The following is a 24,737-nucleotide window of genomic DNA, read 5'->3' on the forward strand; positions in this document are numbered from 1 at the left end:
GGCAGCCCCCCCGCAGGTCTTGAAGGGCTGGGTCCAGATCCTGCGCGAAACCAACCCTGTTCGCTAAACCTATAAAAACAGAAGGCCGATCTTGAGACCGGCCTTCTGTTTTTATGTTGCTTTTACTTCATGTTGTGGTATACCGTTTGAACGTCGTCATCCTCTTCGATACGTTCGATAAGTTTCTCTACGTCGGCGGCCTCGTCGTCGGTTAACTCTTTGTAATCATTCGGAATTCGCTCAAATTCGGCCTGCTTGATTTCATACCCTTTTTCTTCAAGAAACTTTTGTACGCTACCGAAGGCAGTAAATTCACCGTAGATAACGTATTGATTGGTTTCATCGTCGAACTCGATTTCATCTCCTCCTACGTCGATCAGTTCCAGCTCCAGCTCTTCCTGATCGATCCCTTCAGCGGGAATACGGAATACCGATTTCCGATCGAACATAAAGTCCAGCATGCCTTGCGTTCCTAAACTGCCACCCAGTTTGTTCAAATAACTACGAACGTTTGCCACTGTGCGGTTATGGTTATCGGTAGCCGTTTCGATCACAAGGGCAATACCGTGTGGGGCATAAGCCTCATAGACAATTTCCTTGTAATCCTCCTGATCTTTCGAGGAAGCTTTCTTAATGGCCCGATCGACGTTTTCTTTCGGCATGTTAGCCGCTTTGGCGTTCTGAATAATGGCCCGCAGCCGACCGTTCGAATCAGGATCGGGGCCACCACTTTTAACAGCCATTACGATGTCTTTGCCGATACGGGTGAAGGTTTTGGCCATTTGTCCCCACCGTTTCATTTTCCGGGCTTTCCGGTATTCAAATGCGCGTCCCATTTTTAAAGAGTGAAGAATTTAAGAGTGATAAGCGAAGAATAGAAGAGTTGACAACGGGGCTGCCGGTGCAGTAAAGTATTATTCTTCACCGCACGGGCGACCCCGTCATCACGCTTACTTCTTCACTAAATATTTCTGTGCTTACCTGACCACGTAGTAAATCCTCGAAGGTTTCACGTTGACGGATCAGGTAAGGTTTTCCTTCATACACCAACACTTCAGCGGGACGTAGGCGAGCATTGTAGTTTGATGACATGCTGAACCCATAAGCTCCAGCATTCTCAAAAGACAATACGTCCCCAGGTCTAACTTCGGGCAACGGACGATCGGTAGCGAACGTATCGGTTTCGCAGATGTAGCCCACTACGTTATAAGTTTTCTCAGTGCCCAGCGGATTCGATATATTTTTGATGTCGTGATACGAATCATACATCATCGGTCGGATCAGGTGGTTTAGTCCCGAGTCTACCGCAACAAACGTACGGGTGGGATTTTCTTTAACGATGTTGGTTTTAACCAATAAATGGCCACTCTCGCTGACCAGAAATTTACCCGGCTCAAACCACAATTCCAGCCCGCGACCATATTCCTGGCAAAATTTCCGGAAAGCGGCTGACACCTGACGACCCAGTTCGGCAACATCCGTAATGTGATCGCCTTCTTTGTAGGCAACCTTAAAGCCGCTTCCAAAGTCGATAAACGTTAAGTTGGGATAATCGCTGGCGAGGTCGAACAATACGTCGGCTCCTTTCAGGAAAGCGCCAGCGTTTTTGAAATCGGAACCCGTATGAATGTGTAATCCAGTAACCGAGATTTGATATTGCTCAACGATTGCACGTATGTCGGCACGCTGCAGAATTGAAATACCAAATTTAGAATCGGCATGACCCGTCGAAATTTTAATATTCCCGCCTTCGCTAATATGCGGATTGATCCGAATGCTGACCGGAACACGGCTTCCGTAATTCTGGCCAACCCATTCGAGCAGCGAAAGACTGTCGACGTTTAATTGCAGACCCAGCTCGATGGCTTCGCGGATTTCATCGAACGATACGCCACTAGGGGTGAACATAATCTGGCTTGGCTCAAAACCCGCCAGCATGCCCATCCGCGCTTCGTTTACTGAAACCGAATCCATTTCAACGCCTTGTTGCCGCATCAATTTTAGAATCGATACGTTCGTTAAGGCTTTAGCGGCATATTTTATGCGTAAATTGACCCCGGAGAACGATGACCGAAGCAAGCCGATTTTTTCGATAATTTTGTCGGCATCGTAAACGTACAGCGGTAAGCCGAATTCTTCAGCAATCGTTAGTACGTCAACACCCTGAATCGTATATTGGTGGTTGGAAAGTTGCATGATTTTAATGAAACGAGCCGCAAAATTACGCCATCTTTCGGCCATGTACAAAATTCGTCAGCTACTCTTGTGGTTATTGATAGTCAGCTCTCCACAAGTATTTGGTCAAGCAAAAAAAATCTCTGTTTCTTCCTCGCGTAATCAGGTAGAGTCTGGGCAATCGGGAACCCTTCAGTCAGGCCCAATGGTAGGTTACTCAGCGATGCGCGAAGTGATGCTGTGGGTACAGACAAAAAAGCCCGCTCGTGTTCAGATACGTTATCACGAAGTCGGTAAACCAACACCCGTTCATTTAACCAACGAAATAAAAACCAACCGACAAACGGTTTTTACCGCCCACCTGCTCGCCGACCTGGTGGAACCCGGCAAAAAGTACGAGTACGACGTGTTGATCGAGGGCCAGAAGGTGAGCCTGCCCTACCCGACTCAGTTCCAGACCCAAAGCCTGTGGCAATGGCGGACCGACCCACCCCCGTTTCGCTTCGCCGTCGGAAGCTGCACGTACGTCAACGAACCTGATGTTGATCGCCCTGGTAAGCCATATGGGGGTGGTTACGAAATTTTCACAGCACTAGCCGCCCAAAAGCCGGACTTTATGATCTGGACCGGCGACAATACGTATACGCGGGAAGTTGACTGGAATACCCGTACGGGCGTTCTGCGCCGGTATACACACACGCGCTCGCTACCCGAAATGCAGCCGCTGCTGGCCAGCACGCATAACTACGCAACCTGGGATGATCACGATTACGGCCCAAATGATGCGGATCGCTCTTACTGGCTTAAGCCCGTTACGTTAGAAGCGTTCAAGCTATTCTGGACTAATCCGAATTACGTGTTCCCGGAAGGTTGTGCCGGTACGTTCTTCTGGAACGACTGTCATTTTTTTCTGTTGGATGACCGTACGTTTCGCGCGCCGAACGACATGACCGACGGCCCGGAGAAAGCGTATTTCGGCGACAAACAAATTCAGTGGCTTATTGATGCACTGACGTTCAGCAAAGCAACGTTCAAGTTCATCGTAACGGGTGGACAAATTATCAATCCGACGAAAGCTTTTGAGAATTATGCGATGTATGGCACTGAACGCGACCGTTTGCTGAAAGCTATTACCGATGCAAAAATTCCGGGCGTTCTGTTCATTACCGGCGACCGTCATCACTCGATTCTCCATAAATTAGAACGTAGTGGTGGTTCTTCGACATACCCAATCTACGACCTGACCATTTCACCGTTGACGTCTTCCGTAGCACAGCCTCTGGCCGATGAGCTGAAACAACCTACCTACGTAGCAGGAACGGTAGTAACTGAACGGAATTTTGGACTTTTAAGCGTTAGTGGCCCTCAGACCGATCGAGTCTTGACGATTAAGGTCTATGACCAGAAAGGCGCTGAGCGCTGGAGCCGCGACCTGCGGGCGAATGAATTGAAGTAATTTTTTGTAGCCTGGACGGTTACGTCCGGATGAGAAACCTGATTTTTATACCCGGACGTGGCCGTCTAGGCTACAAAACCATGACTATACAAGCCTTTCCTGACCACGACACCTTGTCTCAATATGCCGCTGAACATATCGCGGCTCTTATCAATCAGAAACCCGATGCGTTACTGTGCCTAGCTTCGGGCGACACGCCTATTGAAACCTTCCGCCGGTTTGTAGCGCTGGCAAAGGATGAGCGAGTCGATGTGAGTCAGTGTACGTTCGTGGGCTTGGATGAGTGGGTCGGGTTTGGTCCAGACGACGCAGGCAGTTGTTCCTATTACGTATTCCGCGACTTGTTCACGCCGTTAAATCTTCGTCCGGAACAAATTCATGTGTTTAATGCGAAAGCGGATGATCTGGCCGCAGAATGCGCCCGTATCGACAACCTGATTGATTCGCGGGGCGGCCTGGATTTGTTGCTCGTCGGGATGGGCATGAATGGACATATTGCGCTCAATGAACCAGGAACGCCGTTTACACTAGGCTGCCACGTTGTTGAGCTGGCCGAAAGCACCAAAACCGTCGGTCAGAAATATTTCACGCAGGAAACAACCCTAACGCAGGGCATTACGCTTGGGCTACGTCATCTCACCGCAGCGCACGAAGTCATTCTTCTTGTTAGTGGCGAGAAAAAAGCGCCTACACTACGCGACGCTTTACGAGGCCCTGTTACTGAACAGGTTCCGGCCAGTATTCTGCAAAAACAAGCGAATGCTCAGGTCTGGATAGACGAAGCCGCCGGAAGCTTGCTAACGTAGCGCTAGTACTTTCGTTACGTCATTTGTGCGCGTTGACTGGTATTCTTCGGCATTCGGTTGTATGTTCAGCAATGAATGACAACCGCTGCTGATACATGATCACCAATGAGTCTCTTATGACGTCCCGCCGAACGGAAATTCTCGCGGGTATTTCGACGTTTCTGGCAACAATGTACATCATCGTTGTCAACCCGGCGATTCTGAGTCAGTCGGGTTTACCTTTCAGTGGCGTCGTAACGGCCACCGTTCTGCTGTCCTTTTTTTGCAGTTTAATGATGGGCTTCTACGCCCGCAACCCGATTGTGGTAGCGCCGGGGATGGGGATGAATGCTTTCTTTACGTTTACAGCCGTCAAAGGCATGGGTATTAAACCCGAAGTAGCGTTAGGAGCCGTTTTTTGGGCGGGCGTATTATTCCTGATTATGTCGATTCTGAATGTCCGTTCAGCGATTGTTCGGATCATTCCACCCCCTATTCGCTACGCGGTTTCGGCAGGGATTGGGCTGTTTATTACGTTAATTGGCTTCGAGAACGCCAGATTCATTATTGCCAATCCAGCTACGTTGGTTAGCATTGCCCACTTTAATGATCCGATTATACTAACGTTTGTCTTCGGCCTACTGCTGACGAGTGCTTTGGTCGTGCGCGACGTACCGGGAGCCATCATCATCGGCATTGTGCTGACGACAATAGCAGCCTGGCCAATCGGGCGATTCTGGGGCGATGCTTCGGCGATTAACTTCGGACAAAAAACGCTGGTCAACATTCAGGGTATCTGGTCCGCGCCTGACTTCTCTTTATTGGGAAAATTAGATCTGATGGGATCGCTTTCGTGGTCACTTTGGCCGGTTATTTTCGCTTTTGCGTTTACAGATCTGTTTGATAGTCTGTCCACGTTTGTGGGCGTGGCCGAAGCCGGCGGTTTACAGGACGCCAATGGGCAACCTCAACATTTAAACCAATCGATGCTGACCGATGCTGTTGCTACGACGCTGGCGGGCGTGTTTGGTACCAGTCCCGGCACAGCCTACATCGAATCGGCAGTAGGGATTGCCCAGGGCGGACGGACCGGTCTGACAGCCATTGTTGCAGGGTGTTGTTTTCTTCCCTTTCTGTTTCTATCGCCCTTGTTATCCGTTATTCCCTCTATTGCAACGGCTCCAGCCTTGGTGTTGGTAGGCGCGTTCATGATGAAACCCATCATACGTATCGACTGGGGCAAGTTAGACGATGCCCTGCCTGCTTTTCTGGCCCTTGTTCTGATTCCGTTCAGTTATTCGATTACGCAGGGACTGATCTGGGGATTTCTTTCCTGGACGATTATAAAAATAGCCGTTGGGAAACGTAACGAAGTGCCACTCGGTCTGCTGATTGTTGATGTATTTTGTGTGCTGGCCCTAAGCGCCGGCCATTAATTTAAACCGCATGAATAAGCCATTCGCTCTCACTATAGTTTTTTTTACGCTTTCACTTGTTCACTCGTTTACCTTCGCCCAGCGCTATAAATCCAAACCCATTACGGGTTTATTAGGCGCTTTTGGCGCTGAGGTTGCGCTGGTTAAAGAATCACTGACAAAATCTAAAACCGTTGTTGTCGACGGCATTACGTTCACCACCGGACGTATCGGCAAACAGCGTGTGGTAGTAGCGGAAACCGGTATTGGGAAAGTCAATGCTGCCATGACAACCGCGCTCATGCTCGATCATTTCCGACCCAAACGGGTCTTATTTACGGGAATTGCGGGCGGTACAAACCCCGATCTACAACCTGGCGATATTGTTATTGCGGGCCAAACGGCGCACCACGATTACGGGTCAATTACAGACAAGAATACGCCGACGAGGCAAACTCGGAATGCAATTACCAGGGAGTTTAACCCCGTTTATTTCCCGGCAGATTCGGTGCTCATGCGCCTGGCGGAGAACGTAGTGAAGACAGTGTCGTTAGAAGGTATTCCACTGGCCTCAGGTGGCGTTTCGGATCGTCCGGTGAAGGTGATGACGGGTACAGTCGTGACGGGTGATGTGTTCGTAGCCTCACCCGAGAAAGTGAAGAACCTGCGTGCTGATTTTAAGGCCGACGCTACTGAAATGGAAGGGGCTGCGGTGGCGCAGGTCTGTTATCAGATTCAGGTACCCCATTTAATCATCCGTAGCCTAAGCGACCGGGCCGACGCCGAAGCGCACATTGCCTACGATAAGTTTTACCCAACAGCCGCCCGGAACTCAGCGAAATTGGTTATTGCCCTTGTAAAAGCTTTATAACCGCTTTCTCCAGCTTTCGGATTCAGGGCATTGATCCATAGTCATACTTTCTACTACGATATATGTTTCAAGCCATCCTGGAAATACGTTTATAAATTGGTAATAGAAAACCTTTGCCTCATCTTTGACAAATAACAACCATCATTCTTTTGCTACTCAACACGTCATCATCTACAACAACCAATCCATTTCGATCATTTTGGTGGGCGGGTTACGAATGCACCGATCAACAGAACTGTTTTGGGAATCGCGTTGATTTACTACGTCACACCGGGCATCTGCAACGCTTGTCGGAAGACTACGAGCAACTTAGTACGTTCAATATTCGAACCGTTCGGGAAGGTATTCAATGGAGTCGGGTTGAAAAAACAGCTTATCAATACGACTGGAGCACCGTCGAACAAATGCTGACCGAAGGCCATCGGCAGGGTATTCAGCAGGTTTGGGACCTGTGTCATTTCGGTTATCCCGACGACATGACACCCCTCCATCCGATGTTTGCCCGACGATTCGCGCATCTGTGCCGGGCCTTTGTCCGGTTTTATCGCGACCGGTATCCCGACGATACATTAATCGTTACGCCCATCAACGAAGTTAGTTTTATGTCATGGCTGGGGGGGGATGTACGCGGTACGTCGCCGTATTGCGTCCGGCAGGGATGGGAAGTAAAACTTGGCCTCATGCGGGCATACATTGAAGGCGTAGCGGCCATGCGTGAAATCGACCCGACGATCCGGATTCTAACGACCGAACCATTGGTCCATATGGTTCCGCCACTTAATGCCACCAAACAGCAGATCATTAATGCCGCCGTTGCCGACGAAAACCAATTTCAATCGGTTGATATACTGGCAGGTTTAATCGCTCCCGAGTTAGGGGGTTCACCCAATTACCTCGACATTCTGGGGTTCAATTATTACTACAACAATCAATGGGTTGAAGGGACCGGCATTTTTCTCGGCTGGAACGACCGCATACCCGACTCGCGCTGGCTGCCCCTTCGCCATTTACTCATGAAAGCGTATCGACGTTACAATCGACCTATTGCGCTAACTGAAACGAGCCATCCCGGAATTGATCGTCCCGTCTGGATTGATATGATTGGCCGTGAATGCGGGGCTGTTATTCAGGAAGGAGTACCACTTTGGGGAGCCTGTCTTTATCCAATGGTCGATCGCCCAGACTGGGATCACCTTGATCAGTGGCATCGCTCGGGCCTATGGGATGCCGATTTATCCGTGACTCCGCCGGGTCGGATTTTGTTCAAACCGTATGCAGATGCCCTGTTAAGTACTCAGCAGAGTTTAAACAATTCACTTTTAGTAACCAATCATCATTAAATTTAGAGCAGAAATGGGCTACTTATGCAAATGAGCTGTATATAGTTTACGTTAGCACTAGTGAAAGCCTACATAAAAAGCCAATAAGTCTGATGAGACGCCAATTCTTGTTTACAGTCAGCATATGTTTGATTGTTATGGCCTGTAATTCGTCAAGATCTGCTACGGATAGCCTGTACTTGACTCAAAATCACTGGGTTTTGGTTGAGTTACAGGACCAGCCGGTTATTCATCCTGGCCCCAATCAGCAGGCTTCTCTTGAATTTACAGCCGAAGGCAACAAAGTCGTTGGCTCAACGGGTTGTAATCGCCTATTCGGTACGTATACATTATCGGGCGATGAAAAAATAAAATTTAACGGAATCGGCTCAACAAAGATGGCTTGTCCGGATATGAGCGGAGAAAACGCGTTTATGAAAGCGCTGGCGGCTACAAACGCGTACGGTATTTCGGGTAAAGAGTTGCTATTAAAAAACGATGAGGCTGTTGTAGCACGGCTACGGGCGGAACCGTCGAAATAAGGTCAGTGTGCGCTCAATTAACTCACGATTAACCTTCCTCCTTTATGAAGTACTTTCTCGCATTTTTTATCCTGTTTGCTGGTTCGACAGTTCTTTTCGGACAAAAGCTCAAACCTGGATTCGATAAAGCGGAGTACATTGAACTCCTTAAAGTATCAGCACAGGTCGGGGATTCAGCCTACATAAAGGCGCTTCCGCAGCCCGAACGATTCAAGTTTGTTTATCGATCACCTGTTGTTGGCCTGCAAAATCGTTGGGATTTATTCGTTGATAATCAGTCAGTAGCGGTAGTCAGCGTTCGAGGTACTACACAGGACAATGTAAGCTGGCTGGGTAATTTTTATGCAGCCATGGTCCCCGCCAAAGGAGAGATCCAGCTCAGCGATACCGAAAAATTCACTTATGAGCTGGCCGCGAATCCCAGAGCAGCCGTTCACGTTGGCTGGTTGGTGACGATGGGCTTTCTGGCGAAAGATATTCTGCCAAAAATTGATTCCTGTTACCGGGCAGGTATCAAAGACATACTCTTAATGGGCCACAGCCAGGGAGGAGCTCTCGTTTTCCTGTTGACGTCGCACCTGTATAATCTACAGAAACAAGGTCGGATTCCGGCTGACATTCGGTTCAAGACGTATTGTAGCGCAGGTCCCAAACCAGGCAACCTGTATTATGCCTATGAGTATGAAGCGGCTACGCAAGCGGGTTGGGCTTATAATGTCGTTAACTCGGCTGACTGGGTTCCTGAAGTGCCGTTCACTGTACAGACAGTGAATGATTTCAATCCAACAAACCCGTTTGCTGGAGCACCTGCCATGATCAAAAAGCAGAAGAAGTTAATTAACCGGATCGCGTTGAAATACGCTTATAATAGTTTGAGCAAACCTTCTCTGAAAGCCCAGAAAGCCTATCAGAAATATTTGGGAAATCTGGCCTCAAAAACCGTTGGCAAGAACCTGACTGGTTACGTACCACCTGAATATTACAACAGTAGCGATTACGTCAGAACCGGAAACACGATCGTCTTACTCGGAGACAGCGCCTATTTCCAAAAATACCCGAATAGCAAGGAAAACATTTTTATTCACCATTTGCATCCACCCTATCTCTATCTGGCTGAAAAGCTCCCGCTAACTTCATCCAGCCAGAAGTAGCTGGTACGTTTACAGATACAGCTGTACCATTTTCTGCCAATCGCTGGCCTGATGAGCCCGTCCGTCCCACATAAGCAGTTGATGATTTATATGTTTATTCCATAGCGCTTCACTCAGGGCGAAATTACTTTGGATAAACGGGTCGTCAACACCAATCGTCATCACAATTTCCAGGCGACGCAAGTGGTTAAGAACGGCATCATCGGCCAAATTGGGTAGAAAGTGGTTAGGGCTATGAAAATAAATCTCCTCATCGTAGTAATCATCGAACAAACCCCGAAACTCAGCAACGGGCTCCGATAAACTATATCGACCACTGAACGCTACAACCTTACCGAACCATTGCGGATGCCGAAGAGCGATATTCACAGCATGGTAGGCTCCCAGACTACAACCGTGCGAAATCATAAAAGGCTGAGGGTTTTTCAGCCGTGAAAGGGGAAGAACTTCATTCAGAATATACTGCTCGTACTGGCTATGCCGCCGAATACGATCGTAGGGAGCAACGTATCGATTGTAGATACTTTCTCTATCAACACTATCCACACAGAAAAGCTGTAACCAACCATTTTCCAGTTGATCAGCCAATGCTTCAACCAGCCCCAAATCTTCATACTCATGGAATCGCCCGCGCCGGGTTGGAAATACCAGCACTCGTGCACCCGCGTGACCGAAAATCAGTAATTCCATGTCACGGTTCAGATTTGGGCTGAACCACTTGTGATACTCACGCTGCATAACGAGGGTAGTTAGTGCTCGTGAAATTGCAACATTTGTAGGAAATTACAGCGGCTGTGGGATCAATAAATTGTTAAAAATCTGAGCTTGTTGTATCGTTTGTTGCCAGACCCGGTAACCCTGCGGATTTAAATGCAGGCCATCCTTTTCAAATAACTCCTGACGCGGTTGACCATTGCTACCGAGCAAAGGAGTTGTCATATCGACGTATTGAAAATCAGGATTTTTCTGAACTTCCTGTTTAATCAGCTCATTCGCAAGGCGTATTTTATCGGCAATATTCCAACGAACGGGGCTGATTTTGATCGATAAAAACGTTAGCGGTACGTCAGGTAAGTACATCTCCATTTTTTCGATAAAGGCGCAAAAAAAGAGATAGACTTCTTCGGAATGACGACCATCGCCAAGGTCATTATCGCCCGCATACAGTATAACGGACTGGGGCGCTGCCGGAACGAGTAATCGTTCAAAAAACCAGGCGCAGGCTGCCAGTGTTGATCCCCCAAATCCTAGATTGAGCGTATTGACTTCTGAAAAATCCTGCGCCAGCGTTGTCCAGAGCCGCATTGACGAACTCCCGTAGAAAACAACTCGATCTGTAGCGGAAGGCAGTGTCCTAAATTTATCTTCTAATTGCCGAACTTCGGCCTCGTACCAAACCATAAATAACTATTTAACTTGAGAACTAATACCTGGTGTAGATGGAATTGGTTTCAATCTACTAACTAAATCTGTACCGGCCATCCATTTGCGTATGATGTTAGCTAATGGTCTGAATTCGATCAGAAAACCATCATGACCATATAATGAATCAATTTCTTCGTAAGCCGCGTCAGGAATATGGCGAGCCAGAAACTGCTGTTCCGATGGGGGAAATAATAAATCCGACCGAATGCCAACAACCAGCGTTCGGGCTTTTATCTGCGCCAGCGCGTTGAGAATACTCCCCCGGTTACGGCCAACGTTATGCGAATCCATCACTTTTGTGAGCGTCCAGTACGTAAACGCATTGAAACGATCCGCTAGTTTTTCGCCCTGGTAACGTTGATAACCAGCCGCTTTGTATGCGTCCAGCTGTTCATTGTTGTCCAGCGCCTGCGTAAAGCCATACGTATCATAGTTTCGATAAGAAATCATGGCCATCGCCCGGGCTGCTTTCATTCCGGCCTGACCTGCATCGTCGCGTTGCTCAGTCCAGGTTGGATCAGCCTCAATGGCCATCCGTTGTGCCTCGTTGAAGGCAATGCACCAGGGTGAAGCCACGGCACTAGATGCAATCAGCACCAGATTATCAATCAGGTTTGGTTGCAGAATAGCCCACTCAACCGCTTGCTCACCACCAACGGACCCGCCAATACAGGTATGTATCTTTTCGATTCCCAACTCCTGACGTAGCAGATCCAGCGTACCGACGATGTCGCGCACCGTAACAGCTGGGAAATCATGGTAAAAGGGCTTACGGGTCGATGAATTTACCGACAAAGGGCCTGTAGTGCCATAACACGAACCCAATACGTTAGCACAGACAATGAAATGTCGCTCCGGATCAAAATATTTGCCCGTACCGACCATGCCCCCCCACCAATCGCCGGCATCGGCATTACCGGTCAGGGCATGACAGATCCAGATGACGTTAGATTGATCATCGTTGAGTGTGCCACGTGTGGTATAGGCCAACCGAAAACTCGGTAGGCTCTCACCCGATTCGAGTGGAAACGAATATTTATAATCGAAATACTGGAGATCCAATTGGAAAAAGTTTGAGGTCTACAGCTGACGATGCACTTATGGTACGTTAGCCAACTGCAGACCAAACCAACAACTAGGTTAATACCGGTTCGGCAATCTGCGCAAACGCCTGTTCGAAATCGGCTTTAATATCATCAATGTGTTCAGTTCCTGCCGAAACACGTAGCAAACCCAGTTCAACGCCTGCACTCGCCTGATCCTGTTCGCTCAGCTGCTGATGTGTTGTCGCAGCGGGGTGAATGATCAGTGTTTTCGAATCGCCTACGTTAGCCAGATGACTTACTAGTTTCAGGCCATTGACAAACCGGTCGGCCGCATCGCTGTTCCCTTTCACTTTGAAGGTAAATACGCCACCAAATCCGCGTTTCAGGTATTTTTTTGCCAGATCATGGTAAGCACTACTTTCCAAACCCGGATAATTCACGTAGTCGACCTGTTCATGCTGTTCAAGCCACTGTGCTAAAGCCAGCGCATTCTGGACAATTCGATCTACCCGAAGCGATAAGGTCTCCAGTCCCTGCAACAACAGAAATGAGTTAAACGGACTAATAGCTGGTCCCCAGTCACGTAATCCCTCAACACGAGCGCGGATAATGAACTGAATGTTGCCAAACGGTCCACCCACCCCGAATACGTCGCTGAATACCATACCATGATAGCCTTCCGATGGCTCGGAAAACTGCGGAAACTTACCGTTGCCCCAATTGTAATTCCCACTATCCACAATAATGCCACCGATGCTGGTACCGTGTCCGCCAATCCACTTCGTTGCTGACTCAACTACGACAGCGGCCCCGTGCTCAATTGGCCGGAACAGATACCCACCCGCCCCGAACGTATTGTCGACAATCAACGGCAAATCGTGTTCTTTGGCCAGTGCCGCAAAGGCGTCGAAATCGGGGATGTTAAACTCAGGATTACCGATTGTTTCGAGGTAAATAGCTTTGGTTTTGTCGTCAATCAATTTAGCAAACGCTTCAGGGCTATTGCCTTCAGCGAATCGGGCTTCAATTCCCAGCCGTTTGAATGACACTTTAAACTGATTATAAGTACCGCCGTACAGGTACGAAGTGGTCACAAAATTCTCTCCGGCACTTAAAATATTATTCAGGGCAATGAATTGAGCTGCCTGTCCGGAAGCTACTGCCAGAGCCGCCACACCACCTTCGAGAGCTGCCATGCGCTTTTCGAAGACGTCGGAAGTGGGGTTCATGATGCGTGTATAAATATTGCCAAATGCCTTTAAAGCAAATAGATCAGCTCCATGCGCGGAGTCGTTGAATACGTACGACGTTGTCTGATAAATAGGAACGGCCCGCGAGTTCGTTGTTGGGTCAGGCTCCTGGCCAGCGTGCAGCTGAAGCGTATCGAAATGAAGTTGAGATGACATAATAGACGAGTCTATGGTTTTATGTTTGCACTTATTTTCAGTCGTAACCGGCTATTAATCAGCCAGTATGAACAGAAAAAATACACACTAAAGACCACTCCCGGTTTTCAGCGGCAAGGTGAGAGAAGAATGCTTAGCAGGCCCCTACGGCCATACATCGCTGTCTGTAGATCATGTGAGTTCTTCGATTTATAGTTCCTAAAATAGCTTTAGGCAGGAGTTAGCACCTTGCCGTGTGGTAGGTTGCCAGCGGTTCACAGAGCCTGATCTCTTCCCGCTTCTTTATAAATCAACGCGCGCCAGTAAGTGTACACAGTGACGCGGAGCAATTGACTTGATGCCGCAAGTATACTAGTCAAACGGGGCGAATCCAAACACTATACATTTTTTCTGTGTAGCGATATATTTTTTAAGGTAGCTGAACAATCAGTCGTTTATTAAGTCAATTCATTGTTTACTTTTGTGGTAAGACACCCGCCGATGAATCAGCCGTACCGATACAACCGCGAAAATGCTACCCGAGTAGCTGGAACTACCACCCTAAAAGATGCCATCGGTCAGCTGTTAAAAGCATACCGACTCCAGACCCGCTTTAACGAAACGTACCTGGAAGCCTTTTGGGGACGCATGATGGGTCAGGCGATTGCTTCTCGTACAAACCGGCTCTACGTTCGTGATCGTAAACTTTATATTGAAATTGCTTCGGCTCCGCTACGTAACGAGTTGGTTAACGCCAAGCAAAAGCTTATTCAATTAGTGAATAAAGACATGGGCACCGACGTTATTGACGACGTAATATTTATTTGATTTATACCTTCATCATAAAAGCAAAGGGCATCGCTACGAAACGATGCCCTTTGCTTTTATGCGGTCTTGTTTAAGCGCTCTGTGAATTCGCCCATCGTGCTGAACTCGCCCAATGGTTTCAGGTAACGTAGCAGATTGTCGACCCGGTCGAGTAACGCATCGCGGGAATGTCGGCGCACATAGGTGGGAATTTTTTCGTAGGCCGATAAATCCGTGAACTCCCAGGGATGGACGTATAGATTCAGGAAATTATCGGTTTGCAGGGTTTGGCGGCAAAGCTGTTTATAGAAAGCAAACGGGAAATTTTTCAGACTCAGCCAGAACAAGGGTAATCGTAGCGTAGGGGTAACCGATGCCGGAATTTGCCAGACTCCCATTTCCCGGAAGGGATGGCGCGGATCACCCCAATGGTTATACCGCCCCGGTAACCAGGTTGGATGCAGCGATGAATTATACTGATAGCCTGCCTGCTGCACATCGTTTGGATCGACGAACCCCATACGCGCGCGCCGAAACCCAGTTACAGGTCGTTTCAGCAAATCCTCCAAGGCCAGTCGGGAGGTGAGCAGATCGGCGGGTTCGAACGTGGTGTGAAAATAGCCGTGGGAAGCAATTTCGTGCTTTTGGGCTAGTTTCCGAATTAATTCTGGCTCGTGGAGCGCATAATTCGCTGTTGTAAATAACGTAGTGCGAGCCCCCACTGTATCGAAGCAATCGGCTACTAATTTCAGACCCCGTGTTGATACGTCTATTTGTTCACTTAGGGGGATATTATGACCGAATTCAACGGCGGTATCAAACTCTTCTACGTCTACAGTAAATAAAATATCTCGTCGTCCTCGGTTGGGGCTTGCCATGTCGTTACGGTTTCCTCAATCTCGCTCGTCTCGCTGATGATATAGGCAGTCCACCTTCTCTACTAACGAACGTTTCCCCAAATATACGCCGATATGCCCGATCCTCATGAATGGTGTGTCCTCCAAGGCACCCGCACCAGTTGAATCAATTCAACAACTTTTTAAAAATGAATCAGCAGATTTTGTCGTTCCTGCTGCATTGTCAATGGTTCCTCAATAAATTCCGCCGTCAACCCCAATCGTTGACATATAGCCAGCCACTCCTGCTTTGGTATCACTAAGAAGCCATTCTCTTTACGGATAGTATAATACGCGGATAGTCGGAGTTGCACCAATAATTTCAGCATAGATAGCAACTGGCCCTGCCTGAGTGAACGACCCATAATACTGGCTATATCTTTGAGCACACTACCACCTACCATCAAGTCGCAGATAAGTGCCTTGGCGCCGGGTGCCGCTACTCCTTTGATTGATTTGAGTAGTTGCTCGACATCGGCTACGTTCCGGTAGTATTGCACCACGCTCATAACAATAATGAGGTCAAACTTAATCTGTTTGACGGGACTGAAATTGAGGTAATCATCCGAGGCTAAATCATGAAAGTGAATGTTGGGGTGATGAGCGTGTTTCGTCCTGGCGATTTCATTGTAGCGTTTGGAAATATCCAGACCGTGAATTTCCGCGACCTGATCGTGCCAGGCATCGGCCAGGTTTCCGGGCCCCGAGCCAATATCAAGTACTTTATGCGTTTTTGATACAGGTACATGCTTTTTTATGCGAGCCAGAAAATAAGCGTAATTGACTGACATTGGCTGATCAAATTCATTCTCGCCCTGCCAGAAATCGAGCCACGTTGAAGCCATTCACCTAGGTTTAAAATCAGACAGTAGCTTGTTGAGCGTCTGCTGAATCGTTAGAAATACACTACTTCTCAATAGAAACCACAGAAACCCTATTGCGGTTAGAAATCTGTTCCAAAGCGAATATGTTCATCAGATAAATAATCCGGAACCAGATCAATACGCAGGGTAACGCTTTTAATACGTACGGTTTAACGTATTGCTCGCGCAAAAAAGATGGGAATAGATCACTGGGAGAGAAAACCGTTAGTATCAGGCAGCTCATCAATAACGTTCGATCGAGCCAAGTCTGGGGACAGTACAACCACCAGATAATCACACCGGTGACCGCCGTAATGTAGGTAGGAGATTCGGAAACCGGGTTAAAAATGACCTGAAAGATCAGTATGGAAGCCACCATGAGCAGTCGAAACGCAGGTTGGGTAAACTTCCGAATCTGACTATAAACGGTGCAAAAAAGTACTACGCCCAAGCCAATAATGACTGCTGTGTCAATATCAGGAGAAATAAAGGTATGAATGAGTCGATGAATAGACGTATTCGCCCACTTGTCATGATCTGACTTAATGAACAATTGATTAACCCACAGATCGTATTGCCAGAGCAGTTTAGCCGGCGTCGTAAACACGACTGGAAGTAGCCCTAGTACTACGCTCCAGACTACGATGGACCCTAAAAACCGAAGTTTTTGCGGGTAGAGGAGAAAGAGTGCCCCGGCCACCAGACTGTATATTTTTATATTAAACCCCAGGATGATAAAAAAGGCCGCCCAGAACGGCTGTCGTTTCTCAAAACATAGAAAAGCAAATAGTGGTATGGCCGCAATGAGCGGGTTTGTCTGGCTGTTTACGAGCGAGGTAAATAATTCCTGCAAGCCAAACCAATACCCGAACACCTTTTGCTGATGTGTGAAAGGCATTCGGTAAATGGCGAACATCCAGACACCAGCAAATAGAAAATGCCACAGGAATAAACCTACTGAGTAAGGTAAGGCAAAAACCGGGGAGAAAAGGGCGGCAAATGTGGGCGCGTAATGGTAATGATCCGTGTATTCAGCAGGGTATTCATTATACAGACTTATACCCTGAATAAGATGATCGAGCGAGTGATAGAAAATCTGGTAATTATTGGAACCATCGACAAAAACGATCCGGAGGCTGGCAAACAACGTAAGCAGCGCGTAAACACCGACTATAAATCGGTAATCACTAAATAATGGTTTTTTAAAAAAGGATACCATCCGGACATGAACTGGTCAAGAAACTACCCAGCCGCCCAATGTATTGGGCGGCTGGCCAATCTATTCGTATAATGTCATCCGATTAATTTACCTGGACGGTAAATAGAAGACGTCGTCATTCTCCTCTGTGGATGATTGCCATGGCGCTACGCTTTCCTCAATCTCGCTCGTATCACCAATAATGTAAGCGGGTCGTCCTTTCACTTCAACGAACGTCTTACCCAGGTAAACACCGATAATGCCAATCATAATAAACTGCACACCACCGATCAATACAGAAAGTAAAACCAACGTGGTCCAACCTGATACGGTAGCATTTGTGAAATAGTGTTCGTAGAGAGCTTCCGCACCGAACAGGCTGGCGAAGAGAAACATAATAAACCCGAGCAGTACCGACAGATACAGCGGTCGTGTTGAGAAAGATGTAATGCCCATTGCCGCCAGCTTAAGCATCTTACGGAATGAGTATTTTGACCGCCCTGCGTATCGGGCCGCTGGTTCGTAAATGATTCGACACTGCCGGAAGCCTACCCACGAGATCGCCCCACGCAAAAACAGGTCGTTTTCCTTGAACTGTTTGATGGTGTTAACCACTTTTCGGTCGAGCAACCGAAAATCAGCAGCCCCATCTTCAATATCCAGATTAGAGACGGTACGTAACAATCGATAAAAATGCTTTGACGTCGTTCGCTTAAACCACGACAGTTTTGGATCGGTCTGCCGGACGGTATACACGACTTCATAGCCCTGACGCCACTTGTCAATTAGGGCTGGAATCAGCTCAGGTGGATGCTGAAGGTCGGCATCAAGACAGATGACTGCTTCACCCCGTGCGTTATCGTAGCCAGCACGTAGCGCCATTTGGTGACCGAAATTGCGGGAAAATGAGAGAAACCGAACAACTGGATAAGCCTTGCTTAATTGCCGCAGTACGTAACGGGTTTGGTCAGAACTGCCGTCGTCAATGATCAGAATTTCATAGGAGTCATATGGCTCCATAACGGCCATAAGACGATGAACTAGAACGGGTAAGTTTTCTTCTTCGTTAAAAGCGGGTACAATCAGGCTAATCATACCTGGGTGATACGTCATGAGTAGGTTCGTATTATGAGCCGTTACGGATGGCATTCCAAAAATCTCCTGCTAAAATAAGTATATTTACCTAATATTTTCAACTACCCTGGTAAAAAAAATGACTATGTCATCTTAGTTATGTACTTTTTGAGAACTTGCTGCTCTATCTATTTAACAATCAGACTGTACTCTTTTGTTTAATGGTTTTTTAATCTGACGGTTGTACCAACGAAAGACGAGCCGCTTCCAGATCCAGTTCCTGTTCCATCTTTCGAAACACCTCGCCATCCAGCAAGCTTCCCTGCCGCTGACTGTTCAATACGCTACGTTCAACGGCAATCAGTTCCAGTTGAAGTTGAACGGCTTGTTGATACAGCTCTTCCGGACGTCCTGACAAACTATTGGCTCGCAACATCCCATTGAGTTCATTGATTCGAAGTTCGTAGGCGTTTTTCACGTAGTTCAATACATCGTCGTGTACCACGCCCACTGAGTAATTGGCTTCGAGATGTGTGATGACCTCTAAAGCCATCTTTCGCCGTAATTTGCGTTCTTCCCGCTTTCCGTCAATCGTTTCCCGTACATTCAGTCCGTCAATAATTACGGGCAATGTCAGCCCCTGAATTACTAACGTGCAGAGAATCACAATGAACGTAATGAACAGGACCAGATCCCGGGCAGGAAAAGGTTGACCATTGAGCAACGTATTGGGCAACGCCAGAGCTCCAGCCAATGAAACGACGCCACGCATTCCTGCCCAGCTAATAACAGCTACCTGCTGCCAGGTCGGCTTAGGTTCCCGTTCGCGGATACGTCGGCTTAACAGGCGAGGCAAATACGCTCCGGGGAAAACCCAGAGAATCCGGCAAACAACCGCGACAGCACTGATTAACAGGCCATAGTTAATTGCTTGAGTCAGGGTATACCCGTTTAGTTCAGCGACAATCGTCGGCAATTGCAGACCGATCAGAATAAATACCAGGCCATTCAGCAGAAAAACCACAATCTCCCAGACCGCGTTGGTTTGCAACCGACTCTGATTGCTGAAGATTTCCGTTGTTCGAGTCGATAGGTAGAGCCCCGTTGTAACCACGGCCAAAACGCCCGAAATGTGAAGTTCTTCGGCAATCAGGTAGGAGCCGTAGGGTGTCAGCAGGGTCAATACCGTACTGATAACCGTATCTTTTGTAACGAGTCGGTGTACCCGACTCATCCCCCAGCCAATTACCCAACCGAGCGCCCCGCTGGCCAGCGCAATTCCCAAAAATCGCAGACTGGCTTGCCATAATACGAATTGACCTGTCAGAATAGCCGCTAAGCCGTAACGGTAAATAATCAGGCTGGTGGCATCGTTCACTAAACTTTCGCCTTCCAGCACAGTCGTAATCCGTTTGGGTACGTTCAACCCCTGCGTGACAGACGTAGCAGCGATGGCATCGGGAGGAGAAATGATGGCCCCCAGTAAGTAGCCCTGCGCCAGCGAAAAACCAGGAATGAAGGCATGGGCTACCAGCGCCACAACGGTCGATGTGAAAAGCACCAGACCAACAGCCAGCAGGGTGACGGACCGACTATATAGTTTTAGTTCAACATTGTCGATTTGCCAGGCAGCCGCATACAGTAAGGGTGGCAGAAAGACCAGAAAAACGGCATCTGGCGATAATTCTACGTGCGGTAAACCCGGTATCCAGCCAATGAACAAACCCGTGATAACCAACAAAATTGGATAAGATACTCGTACCCACCGAGCCACGACAGCCAGCAGGGTTGTTACGCCGAGTAGACCCGTTATAAGTTCAATTGGATGCATTGCGTGAATAGAATGTGGGTGATGATTCTGATTAGGCCATGACAAGCGGGACAAATTTGCCATAACTTTGTTAGCCGCCCTACCGAAACGGACCTCCTATCCCAAATTTATCCGGTATGAATTCATCAAACCGTCGTTTTTCAAATCAAAGTTCCGTCGACCGCAAATTAGTTGAGCAGGAAGAGCAACGGAACGACATTGGTTTTGGCACGAAAATCACCCACTCCCAATCGCGGCTGATTAACAAAGACGGTAGTTTCAACATTACCCGTATCAATGACTCGCTTTGGGATCGGCTGAACATCTATAATCGGCTCATCACCATGGGCTGGGCCCAGTTTTTTAGCTGGCTTCTCCTGGCGTATTTGTTTACCAACACACTTTTTGCGGGCGTCTATATGCTGGCAGGATCAGATACGCTGAAAGGCGTTGATGACCGGGCGCTGAATGGACCGTTCTGGAAGTGTTTCTTTTTCAGTTCACAAACGCTTACCACCGTTGGCTATGGCCATATTTCGCCCGACAGTTTTCTGACGAGTTGCATTGCCGCCTTTGAGTCGATGATTGGCTTGCTGGCATTTGCGCTGGCCACCGGTTTACTATACGCGCGTTTTTCACGGCCCGTTGCCCATACTCGCTTTTCACGCATAGCCGTTATTGCCCCTTATTTAGACGTGAATGCCTGGATGTTTCGCATCATCAATACCCGAGCCAATCAACTGATCGATCTGAACATAACGGTATCGCTGTCCCGCATCGAACCGAAAGCCGACGGAACGCCTACCCGAAAATATTATGGATTGAATCTGGAACGTAGCAAGGTGACTTTTTTCCCAACCAACTGGACGTTGGTACACCCAATTACGTCTGAAAGTCCTTTGTATGGCTGCACTCCTCAGGATATGGAAACATCCGATAGCGAGTTTTTAATTTCTTTTCAGGCGATGGACGATACGTTCGCTCAGAGTGTGCATACGCGCTATTCCTACCGGCATGATGAAATCCGTTGGGGACATAAATTCCGGCCAATGTTCGATGGAAGTCAGCAGGGCACCGTAACCCTTGACCTGAACCGACTTGACGATACCGAAGAAATAGCTCTAAATTAGATTTTCCCTTTCAACGGCGCATAAACCGAAACAGCAGTTTCTACCTCATCAAGTGATTTTACCTCCCTTTTTACGTCCCGGCGACACAGTCGGGATTGTTTCCCCGGCCAGTTGGTTTCCGTATGAAGAACTGGCCGATGGAATTCATATTTTACGCGATGTCTGGCATCTCAACGTACTAGAAGGTCAGAGTTTACACGTAACGGATGGGCCTTTTGCGGGTTCCGACGAACTTCGCCGGGCCGATCTTCAGCGCTTCTTTGATGATCCAAACGTACGAGCCGTTTTTGCCGCTCGTGGCGGTTATGGCTGTTACCGAATCGCCGACGATCTCGATCTGACCCGTTTGCAAACCAATCCTAAATGGTTAGTAGGTTTCAGCGACGTAACGGTGTTGTTAAGTTTACTATACAACCAGGGGATTGTAAGTTTACACGGCCTAATGCCTCGCCAGTTTGGTGACCCGGACCGGGCTGAATCGCTTGAATCGTTACGTCGGTGGCTGTTCGGCGAATACCCCTCGCACTATACCGTTCCGGCCCATCCGCTCAACAGATCAGGACAAGCTACAGGACCACTCGTTGGTGGCAATCTGACAATGCTCGTTAACTCCATCAACACACCAACTGATGTAGACTTTAGGGGGAAAATCCTGTTCATCGAAGACATTGACGAAACGCTTTTCTCGCTGGATCGGATGATGCTGCAATTCCGTAGAGCCGGACGCTTGGCTCGTTTGGCCGGTTTGGTAGTCGGGCAGTTTACCGATATGCGGGCAAATCTATCGCTTCCCTTCGGCAAAGACGCTTACGAGATTATTGCCGATACTGTTTCAGGTTATGCGTTTCCCGTTTTGTATGATTTTCCAGCCGGTCACGTTACGTATAACCTGGCTTTGCCAATCGGAAGTACTGTGGACTTGATCGTGGAGCAAGAATCAGGTCGTATCAATTTTCATCTGTAAAAACGCTACGTCTATGGTATTCGAGGAATCGGTTATCTGGATTACCGGTGCATCGTCTGGTATTGGCGAAGCCATCGCACTTGCGTTGAGTCAGTATAAGGGTGTCAAACTAGTCCTGTCAGCCCGACGGGCTGATGAGCTACAACGTGTGGCTACGCAAACGGGTTTACCAGAATCAGACGTGTTGGTGCTTCCTCTGGATATGACTGATATTGACAACCTGCCTGCTCAAGTCGACGTTGTGCGTCAGCGATTTGGTCGGATTGATTACGTATTTCAGAATGCGGGAATTTCCCAACGTAGCACCGTCGCTGATACCGATTTTGCCGTCTACAGACAACTTATGGAAGTCAATTTCTTTGGTGTTGTGGCGCTTACAAAAGCGGTATTACCCATTATGCTGGCCCAGAAAAGCGGGCATTTTGTTGTAATGAGTAGTGTCGCAGGCAAACTGTCAACCAAACAACGCTCGGGCTATTCGGCGAGCAAACATGCCCTGCACGGCTTTTTCGATGCACTGCGGGCGGAGGTTTATGAGTCTGGTCTGCGCGTTACGTTGGTTTGTCCGGGTTATATCCGAACCGCCATTTCACTAAATGCACTTAACGCCCACGGTCAGACACATGGCAAAATGGATGATAATCAGGAAAAAGGCATGTCCCCTGATGAGTTTGCCAAGCGATTACTAAGGGCTGTTTCTCAGGAAAAGGAGGAAGTTTATATCGGAGGTTCAGAAATCTACGGCATTTATCTAAAACGTTTTTTTCCTGGCTTACTATCCAGAATTCTACGGAACCGAAAAGGAACCTAGTCTTAACGTAACGTGGGTGAGAATCGGCAATGTTTAACCAATCATTGCCGATTCTCACCCACGTTACGTTAAGACTCTTGTTATGCATCACTTACTCGCCGTAAGTCCTTTCACGGCTGTGCCTTTACTGGCATATTCCATATAATCGGTAGTAAGACGGCATAGGGACTTCATACCCAATACAAAGCCTCCCTCATCAATCTGGAAATCGGGGGTGTGGTGCGGGGCCGCATCCTCTACTTTCTTTCCCTTCGCCATTCCTCCCAGGAAAAAGAAAAGTCCGGGTACTTTTTGCTGGTAGAATGAAAAATCTTCAGCACCAGTCGCAGCCGGGGTAATTTTTACGTTGTTTTTACCCGCTACGGCTTCGATGGATGGCACCATCTGATCCGTCAGCTTGGGATCGTTATAGGTAACCGGATACATGATATCAATTTTTACATCAGCCTGAGCACCCGCGCTTTCGGCAATGTTGGTCGCGATTTCGTTGATCCGCCGATGAACCAGTTTCTGCGCGTCAGGACTAAACGTACGAATCGTACCGATCATGTTCGCTTCTTCCGGAATAATGTTTTGCCGAATACCGCCGTGCAACGCACCCACCGTCACAACGGCCGCATCATCGGTCAGATTAACATTCCGACTGACAATAGTCTGCAGCCCCATCACAACCTGCGCAGACGTAACGATTGGATCTACGCCTGACCAGGGGTTGGCACCGTGTGTTTGTTTGCCCTTAATCTTTATGGCATACGAATCGACAGCGGCCATGGTAGCGCCGGGTCGGTATTTGATGGTGCCAACTTCCGTTTGTGAGTTGATGTGTAAGCCGAAAATGGCATCGACTTTAGGGTTTTCCAGTACGCCTTCTTTCACCATCAAATAGGCACCCCCTTCTTCACCAGCGGGTGCTCCTTCTTCGGCAGGTTGAAAAATAAACTTAACTGTGCCGCGCAGATCATTTTTAACGGAAGACAACACTTCAGCCACGCCCATTAGTATGGCTACATGGCTATCGTGCCCACAGGCATGCATGATACCCGTCTGCTGACCATTGTATTCGGTATGAGCTTCCGATTTGAACGGTACGTTTACCCGTTCCGTTACGGGTAGGCCATCCATATCCGCCCGAAGTGCCACCACCGGACCTGATTTACCACCTTTGAGTAAACCCACAACACCAGTTTTGCCGACACCGGTTTTTACTTCCATGCCCAGTGCCTGGAGGTGGGCCGCAATTTTAGACGCCGTCTGAAATTCTCGATTGCCCAATTCAGGATGTTGATGAAAATCACGACGCCAGGAAACAACTTTTTTTTCAAGGCTTTCCGCCATTTTATCCATCCGGGCATTCAGTGTTGCTGTCTGACCAAATGCTGTTTGAGCGGTTAAGCTTCCGATTACTAAAACGCATACAAATAGTTGCTGCTTGTTCATTGAATTATACAATTTCTTAGTTACGTCTCATCATTATGCAATATACGCTTTTGGCAGAACAATATAGGGGCATAGCACAATTGTGCCTAATAAATACCTCATACTTTTGTTGGTCGTGATAGGAGTTATATGAATAAAAGTCAAGAAATCTAGTAGACTTATTTAAACCAAAAGTAG

General features: G+C 48.0%; 23 protein-coding genes and 1 riboswitch. Of the genes, 11 read left to right on the plus strand and 12 right to left on the minus strand.

Translation table 11 applies throughout. From position 1 onward, the window contains the following. Positions 1–122 precede the first annotated feature (122 nt). Positions 123–836 (minus strand): YebC/PmpR family DNA-binding transcriptional regulator, encoded by a 714-nt coding sequence (locus IC230_RS28465; RefSeq protein ID WP_191042473.1) that lies wholly within the window; start codon positions 834–836, stop codon positions 123–125. A gap of 85 nt (positions 837–921) precedes the next feature. Next, positions 922–2,196, minus strand: a complete 1,275-nt coding sequence (gene lysA, locus IC230_RS28470; RefSeq protein ID WP_191042474.1) for a diaminopimelate decarboxylase — start codon at positions 2,194–2,196, stop codon at positions 922–924. Positions 2,197–2,239: 43 nt separating this feature from the next. Between lysA and IC230_RS28475 the strand changes: the two genes are divergently transcribed. From IC230_RS28475 to IC230_RS28505, 7 genes are all read left to right on the plus strand, one after another. Next, complete coding sequence (locus IC230_RS28475; protein ID WP_191042475.1) at positions 2,240–3,631, plus strand: alkaline phosphatase D family protein; 1,392 nt, start codon at positions 2,240–2,242, stop codon at positions 3,629–3,631. A gap of 80 nt (positions 3,632–3,711) precedes the next feature. Beyond that, entirely contained in the window at positions 3,712–4,437 is a 726-nt protein-coding gene (locus IC230_RS28480; protein WP_191042476.1) for a 6-phosphogluconolactonase, read from the plus strand. Positions 4,438–4,553: 116 nt separating this feature from the next. Beyond that, positions 4,554–5,852, plus strand: coding sequence for an NCS2 family permease (locus IC230_RS28485; protein WP_223860910.1), 1,299 nt, complete (start codon positions 4,554–4,556; stop codon positions 5,850–5,852). Between the two features lie 10 nt (positions 5,853–5,862). Continuing rightward, positions 5,863–6,702, plus strand: a complete 840-nt coding sequence (locus IC230_RS28490) for a 5'-methylthioadenosine/adenosylhomocysteine nucleosidase (protein WP_191042478.1) — start codon at positions 5,863–5,865, stop codon at positions 6,700–6,702. 149 nt (positions 6,703–6,851) lie between these two features. Next, on the plus strand, positions 6,852–8,042 hold the full coding sequence (locus tag IC230_RS28495) for an amine oxidase (RefSeq protein ID WP_191042479.1): 1,191 nt from the start codon (positions 6,852–6,854) through the stop codon (positions 8,040–8,042). Positions 8,043–8,179: 137 nt separating this feature from the next. Continuing rightward, positions 8,180–8,563, plus strand: coding sequence for an META domain-containing protein (locus IC230_RS28500; protein WP_223860917.1), 384 nt, complete (start codon positions 8,180–8,182; stop codon positions 8,561–8,563). Positions 8,564–8,607: 44 nt separating this feature from the next. Further along, entirely contained in the window at positions 8,608–9,714 is a 1,107-nt protein-coding gene (locus IC230_RS28505; RefSeq protein ID WP_191042481.1) for a lipase family protein, read from the plus strand. A 9-nt stretch (positions 9,715–9,723) separates the two neighbouring features. Here IC230_RS28505 and IC230_RS28510 read toward each other — a convergent pair whose 3' ends face one another. From IC230_RS28510 to IC230_RS28525, 4 genes are all read right to left on the minus strand, one after another. Next, complete coding sequence (locus IC230_RS28510) at positions 9,724–10,452, minus strand: esterase family protein (RefSeq protein WP_191042482.1); 729 nt, start codon at positions 10,450–10,452, stop codon at positions 9,724–9,726. 45 nt (positions 10,453–10,497) lie between these two features. Further along, a complete protein-coding gene (locus IC230_RS28515) occupies positions 10,498–11,115 on the minus strand; it encodes an SGNH/GDSL hydrolase family protein (protein ID WP_191042483.1) in 618 nt (205 codons plus the stop codon). Between the two features lie 6 nt (positions 11,116–11,121). Beyond that, positions 11,122–12,201 carry a homoserine O-acetyltransferase family protein gene (locus tag IC230_RS28520; RefSeq protein WP_191042484.1) on the minus strand — a complete coding sequence of 360 codons (1,080 nt, stop codon included), beginning with the start codon at positions 12,199–12,201 and terminating at the stop codon, positions 11,122–11,124. 73 nt (positions 12,202–12,274) lie between these two features. After that, entirely contained in the window at positions 12,275–13,591 is a 1,317-nt protein-coding gene (locus IC230_RS28525) for an O-acetylhomoserine aminocarboxypropyltransferase/cysteine synthase family protein (protein ID WP_191042485.1), read from the minus strand. 186 nt (positions 13,592–13,777) lie between these two features. Beyond that, a riboswitch (SAM riboswitch) is annotated at positions 13,778–13,882 on the minus strand. A gap of 189 nt (positions 13,883–14,071) precedes the next feature. On the opposite strand from IC230_RS28525, the gene IC230_RS28530 reads away from it, so the two are divergent. Continuing rightward, on the plus strand, positions 14,072–14,398 hold the full coding sequence (locus tag IC230_RS28530) for a DUF721 domain-containing protein (protein ID WP_191042486.1): 327 nt from the start codon (positions 14,072–14,074) through the stop codon (positions 14,396–14,398). Between the two features lie 56 nt (positions 14,399–14,454). Here the strand turns inward: IC230_RS28530 and IC230_RS28535 are convergent, their stop codons facing one another. The 5 genes from IC230_RS28535 to IC230_RS28555 form a co-directional block, all read right to left on the minus strand. Then, positions 14,455–15,255 carry a polysaccharide deacetylase family protein gene (locus tag IC230_RS28535; RefSeq protein ID WP_191042487.1) on the minus strand — a complete coding sequence of 267 codons (801 nt, stop codon included), beginning with the start codon at positions 15,253–15,255 and terminating at the stop codon, positions 14,455–14,457. 161 nt (positions 15,256–15,416) lie between these two features. Beyond that, entirely contained in the window at positions 15,417–16,118 is a 702-nt protein-coding gene (locus IC230_RS28540; protein WP_191042488.1) for a class I SAM-dependent methyltransferase, read from the minus strand. Positions 16,119–16,179: 61 nt separating this feature from the next. Next, positions 16,180–17,355, minus strand: a complete 1,176-nt coding sequence (locus tag IC230_RS28545; RefSeq protein ID WP_191042489.1) for a glycosyltransferase family 87 protein — start codon at positions 17,353–17,355, stop codon at positions 16,180–16,182. 87 nt (positions 17,356–17,442) lie between these two features. Beyond that, positions 17,443–18,447: a glycosyltransferase family 2 protein gene (locus IC230_RS28550; RefSeq protein WP_191042490.1), complete on the minus strand. Its 1,005-nt coding sequence runs from the start codon at positions 18,445–18,447 to the stop codon at positions 17,443–17,445. Between the two features lie 190 nt (positions 18,448–18,637). Further along, entirely contained in the window at positions 18,638–20,239 is a 1,602-nt protein-coding gene (locus IC230_RS28555; protein ID WP_191042491.1) for a Na+/H+ antiporter, read from the minus strand. 116 nt (positions 20,240–20,355) lie between these two features. Here IC230_RS28555 and IC230_RS28560 point away from each other — a divergent pair, with 116 nt between their 5' ends. From IC230_RS28560 to IC230_RS28570, 3 genes are read left to right on the plus strand one after another with little or no spacing between them, the layout of a single operon-like run. Further along, positions 20,356–21,348 (plus strand): ion channel, encoded by a 993-nt coding sequence (locus IC230_RS28560; RefSeq protein WP_191042492.1) that lies wholly within the window; start codon positions 20,356–20,358, stop codon positions 21,346–21,348. Between the two features lie 52 nt (positions 21,349–21,400). Further along, positions 21,401–22,312: a S66 peptidase family protein gene (locus IC230_RS28565; RefSeq protein WP_191042493.1), complete on the plus strand. Its 912-nt coding sequence runs from the start codon at positions 21,401–21,403 to the stop codon at positions 22,310–22,312. Between the two features lie 13 nt (positions 22,313–22,325). Continuing rightward, entirely contained in the window at positions 22,326–23,123 is a 798-nt protein-coding gene (locus IC230_RS28570) for an SDR family oxidoreductase (protein ID WP_191042494.1), read from the plus strand. Positions 23,124–23,210: 87 nt separating this feature from the next. Here IC230_RS28570 and IC230_RS28575 read toward each other — a convergent pair whose 3' ends face one another. After that, positions 23,211–24,560, minus strand: a complete 1,350-nt coding sequence (locus tag IC230_RS28575; protein ID WP_191042495.1) for an amidohydrolase — start codon at positions 24,558–24,560, stop codon at positions 23,211–23,213. Between the last annotated feature and the right edge of the window lie 177 nt (positions 24,561–24,737).

It is taken from the genome of Spirosoma validum, from assembly GCF_014699035.1.
Classification (GTDB): domain Bacteria; phylum Bacteroidota; class Bacteroidia; order Cytophagales; family Spirosomataceae; genus Spirosoma; species Spirosoma validum.

Bases quoted from the DNA above. Each gene is read 5' to 3' on its own strand.
- IC230_RS28465 (WP_191042473.1), bottom strand. From the start codon at position 836: ATGGGACGCGCATTTGAATACCGGAAAGCCCGGAAAATGAAACGGTGG.
- lysA (WP_191042474.1), bottom strand. From the start codon at position 2,196: ATGCAACTTTCCAACCACCAATATACGATTCAGGGTGTTGACGTACTA.
- IC230_RS28475 (WP_191042475.1), top strand. From the start codon at position 2,240: ATGTACAAAATTCGTCAGCTACTCTTGTGGTTATTGATAGTCAGCTCT.
- IC230_RS28480 (WP_191042476.1), top strand. From the start codon at position 3,712: ATGACTATACAAGCCTTTCCTGACCACGACACCTTGTCTCAATATGCC.
- IC230_RS28485 (WP_223860910.1), top strand. From the start codon at position 4,554: ATGACGTCCCGCCGAACGGAAATTCTCGCGGGTATTTCGACGTTTCTG.
- IC230_RS28490 (WP_191042478.1), top strand. From the start codon at position 5,863: ATGAATAAGCCATTCGCTCTCACTATAGTTTTTTTTACGCTTTCACTT.
- IC230_RS28500 (WP_223860917.1), top strand. From the start codon at position 8,180: ATGGCCTGTAATTCGTCAAGATCTGCTACGGATAGCCTGTACTTGACT.
- IC230_RS28505 (WP_191042481.1), top strand. From the start codon at position 8,608: ATGAAGTACTTTCTCGCATTTTTTATCCTGTTTGCTGGTTCGACAGTT.
- IC230_RS28510 (WP_191042482.1), bottom strand. From the start codon at position 10,452: ATGCAGCGTGAGTATCACAAGTGGTTCAGCCCAAATCTGAACCGTGAC.
- IC230_RS28515 (WP_191042483.1), bottom strand. From the start codon at position 11,115: ATGGTTTGGTACGAGGCCGAAGTTCGGCAATTAGAAGATAAATTTAGG.
- IC230_RS28525 (WP_191042485.1), bottom strand. From the start codon at position 13,591: ATGTCATCTCAACTTCATTTCGATACGCTTCAGCTGCACGCTGGCCAG.
- IC230_RS28530 (WP_191042486.1), top strand. From the start codon at position 14,072: ATGAATCAGCCGTACCGATACAACCGCGAAAATGCTACCCGAGTAGCT.
- IC230_RS28535 (WP_191042487.1), bottom strand. From the start codon at position 15,255: ATGGCAAGCCCCAACCGAGGACGACGAGATATTTTATTTACTGTAGAC.
- IC230_RS28540 (WP_191042488.1), bottom strand. From the start codon at position 16,118: ATGGCTTCAACGTGGCTCGATTTCTGGCAGGGCGAGAATGAATTTGAT.
- IC230_RS28545 (WP_191042489.1), bottom strand. From the start codon at position 17,355: ATGGTATCCTTTTTTAAAAAACCATTATTTAGTGATTACCGATTTATA.
- IC230_RS28550 (WP_191042490.1), bottom strand. From the start codon at position 18,447: ATGACGTATCACCCAGGTATGATTAGCCTGATTGTACCCGCTTTTAAC.
- IC230_RS28555 (WP_191042491.1), bottom strand. From the start codon at position 20,239: ATGCATCCAATTGAACTTATAACGGGTCTACTCGGCGTAACAACCCTG.
- IC230_RS28560 (WP_191042492.1), top strand. From the start codon at position 20,356: ATGAATTCATCAAACCGTCGTTTTTCAAATCAAAGTTCCGTCGACCGC.
- IC230_RS28570 (WP_191042494.1), top strand. From the start codon at position 22,326: ATGGTATTCGAGGAATCGGTTATCTGGATTACCGGTGCATCGTCTGGT.
- IC230_RS28575 (WP_191042495.1), bottom strand. From the start codon at position 24,560: ATGAACAAGCAGCAACTATTTGTATGCGTTTTAGTAATCGGAAGCTTA.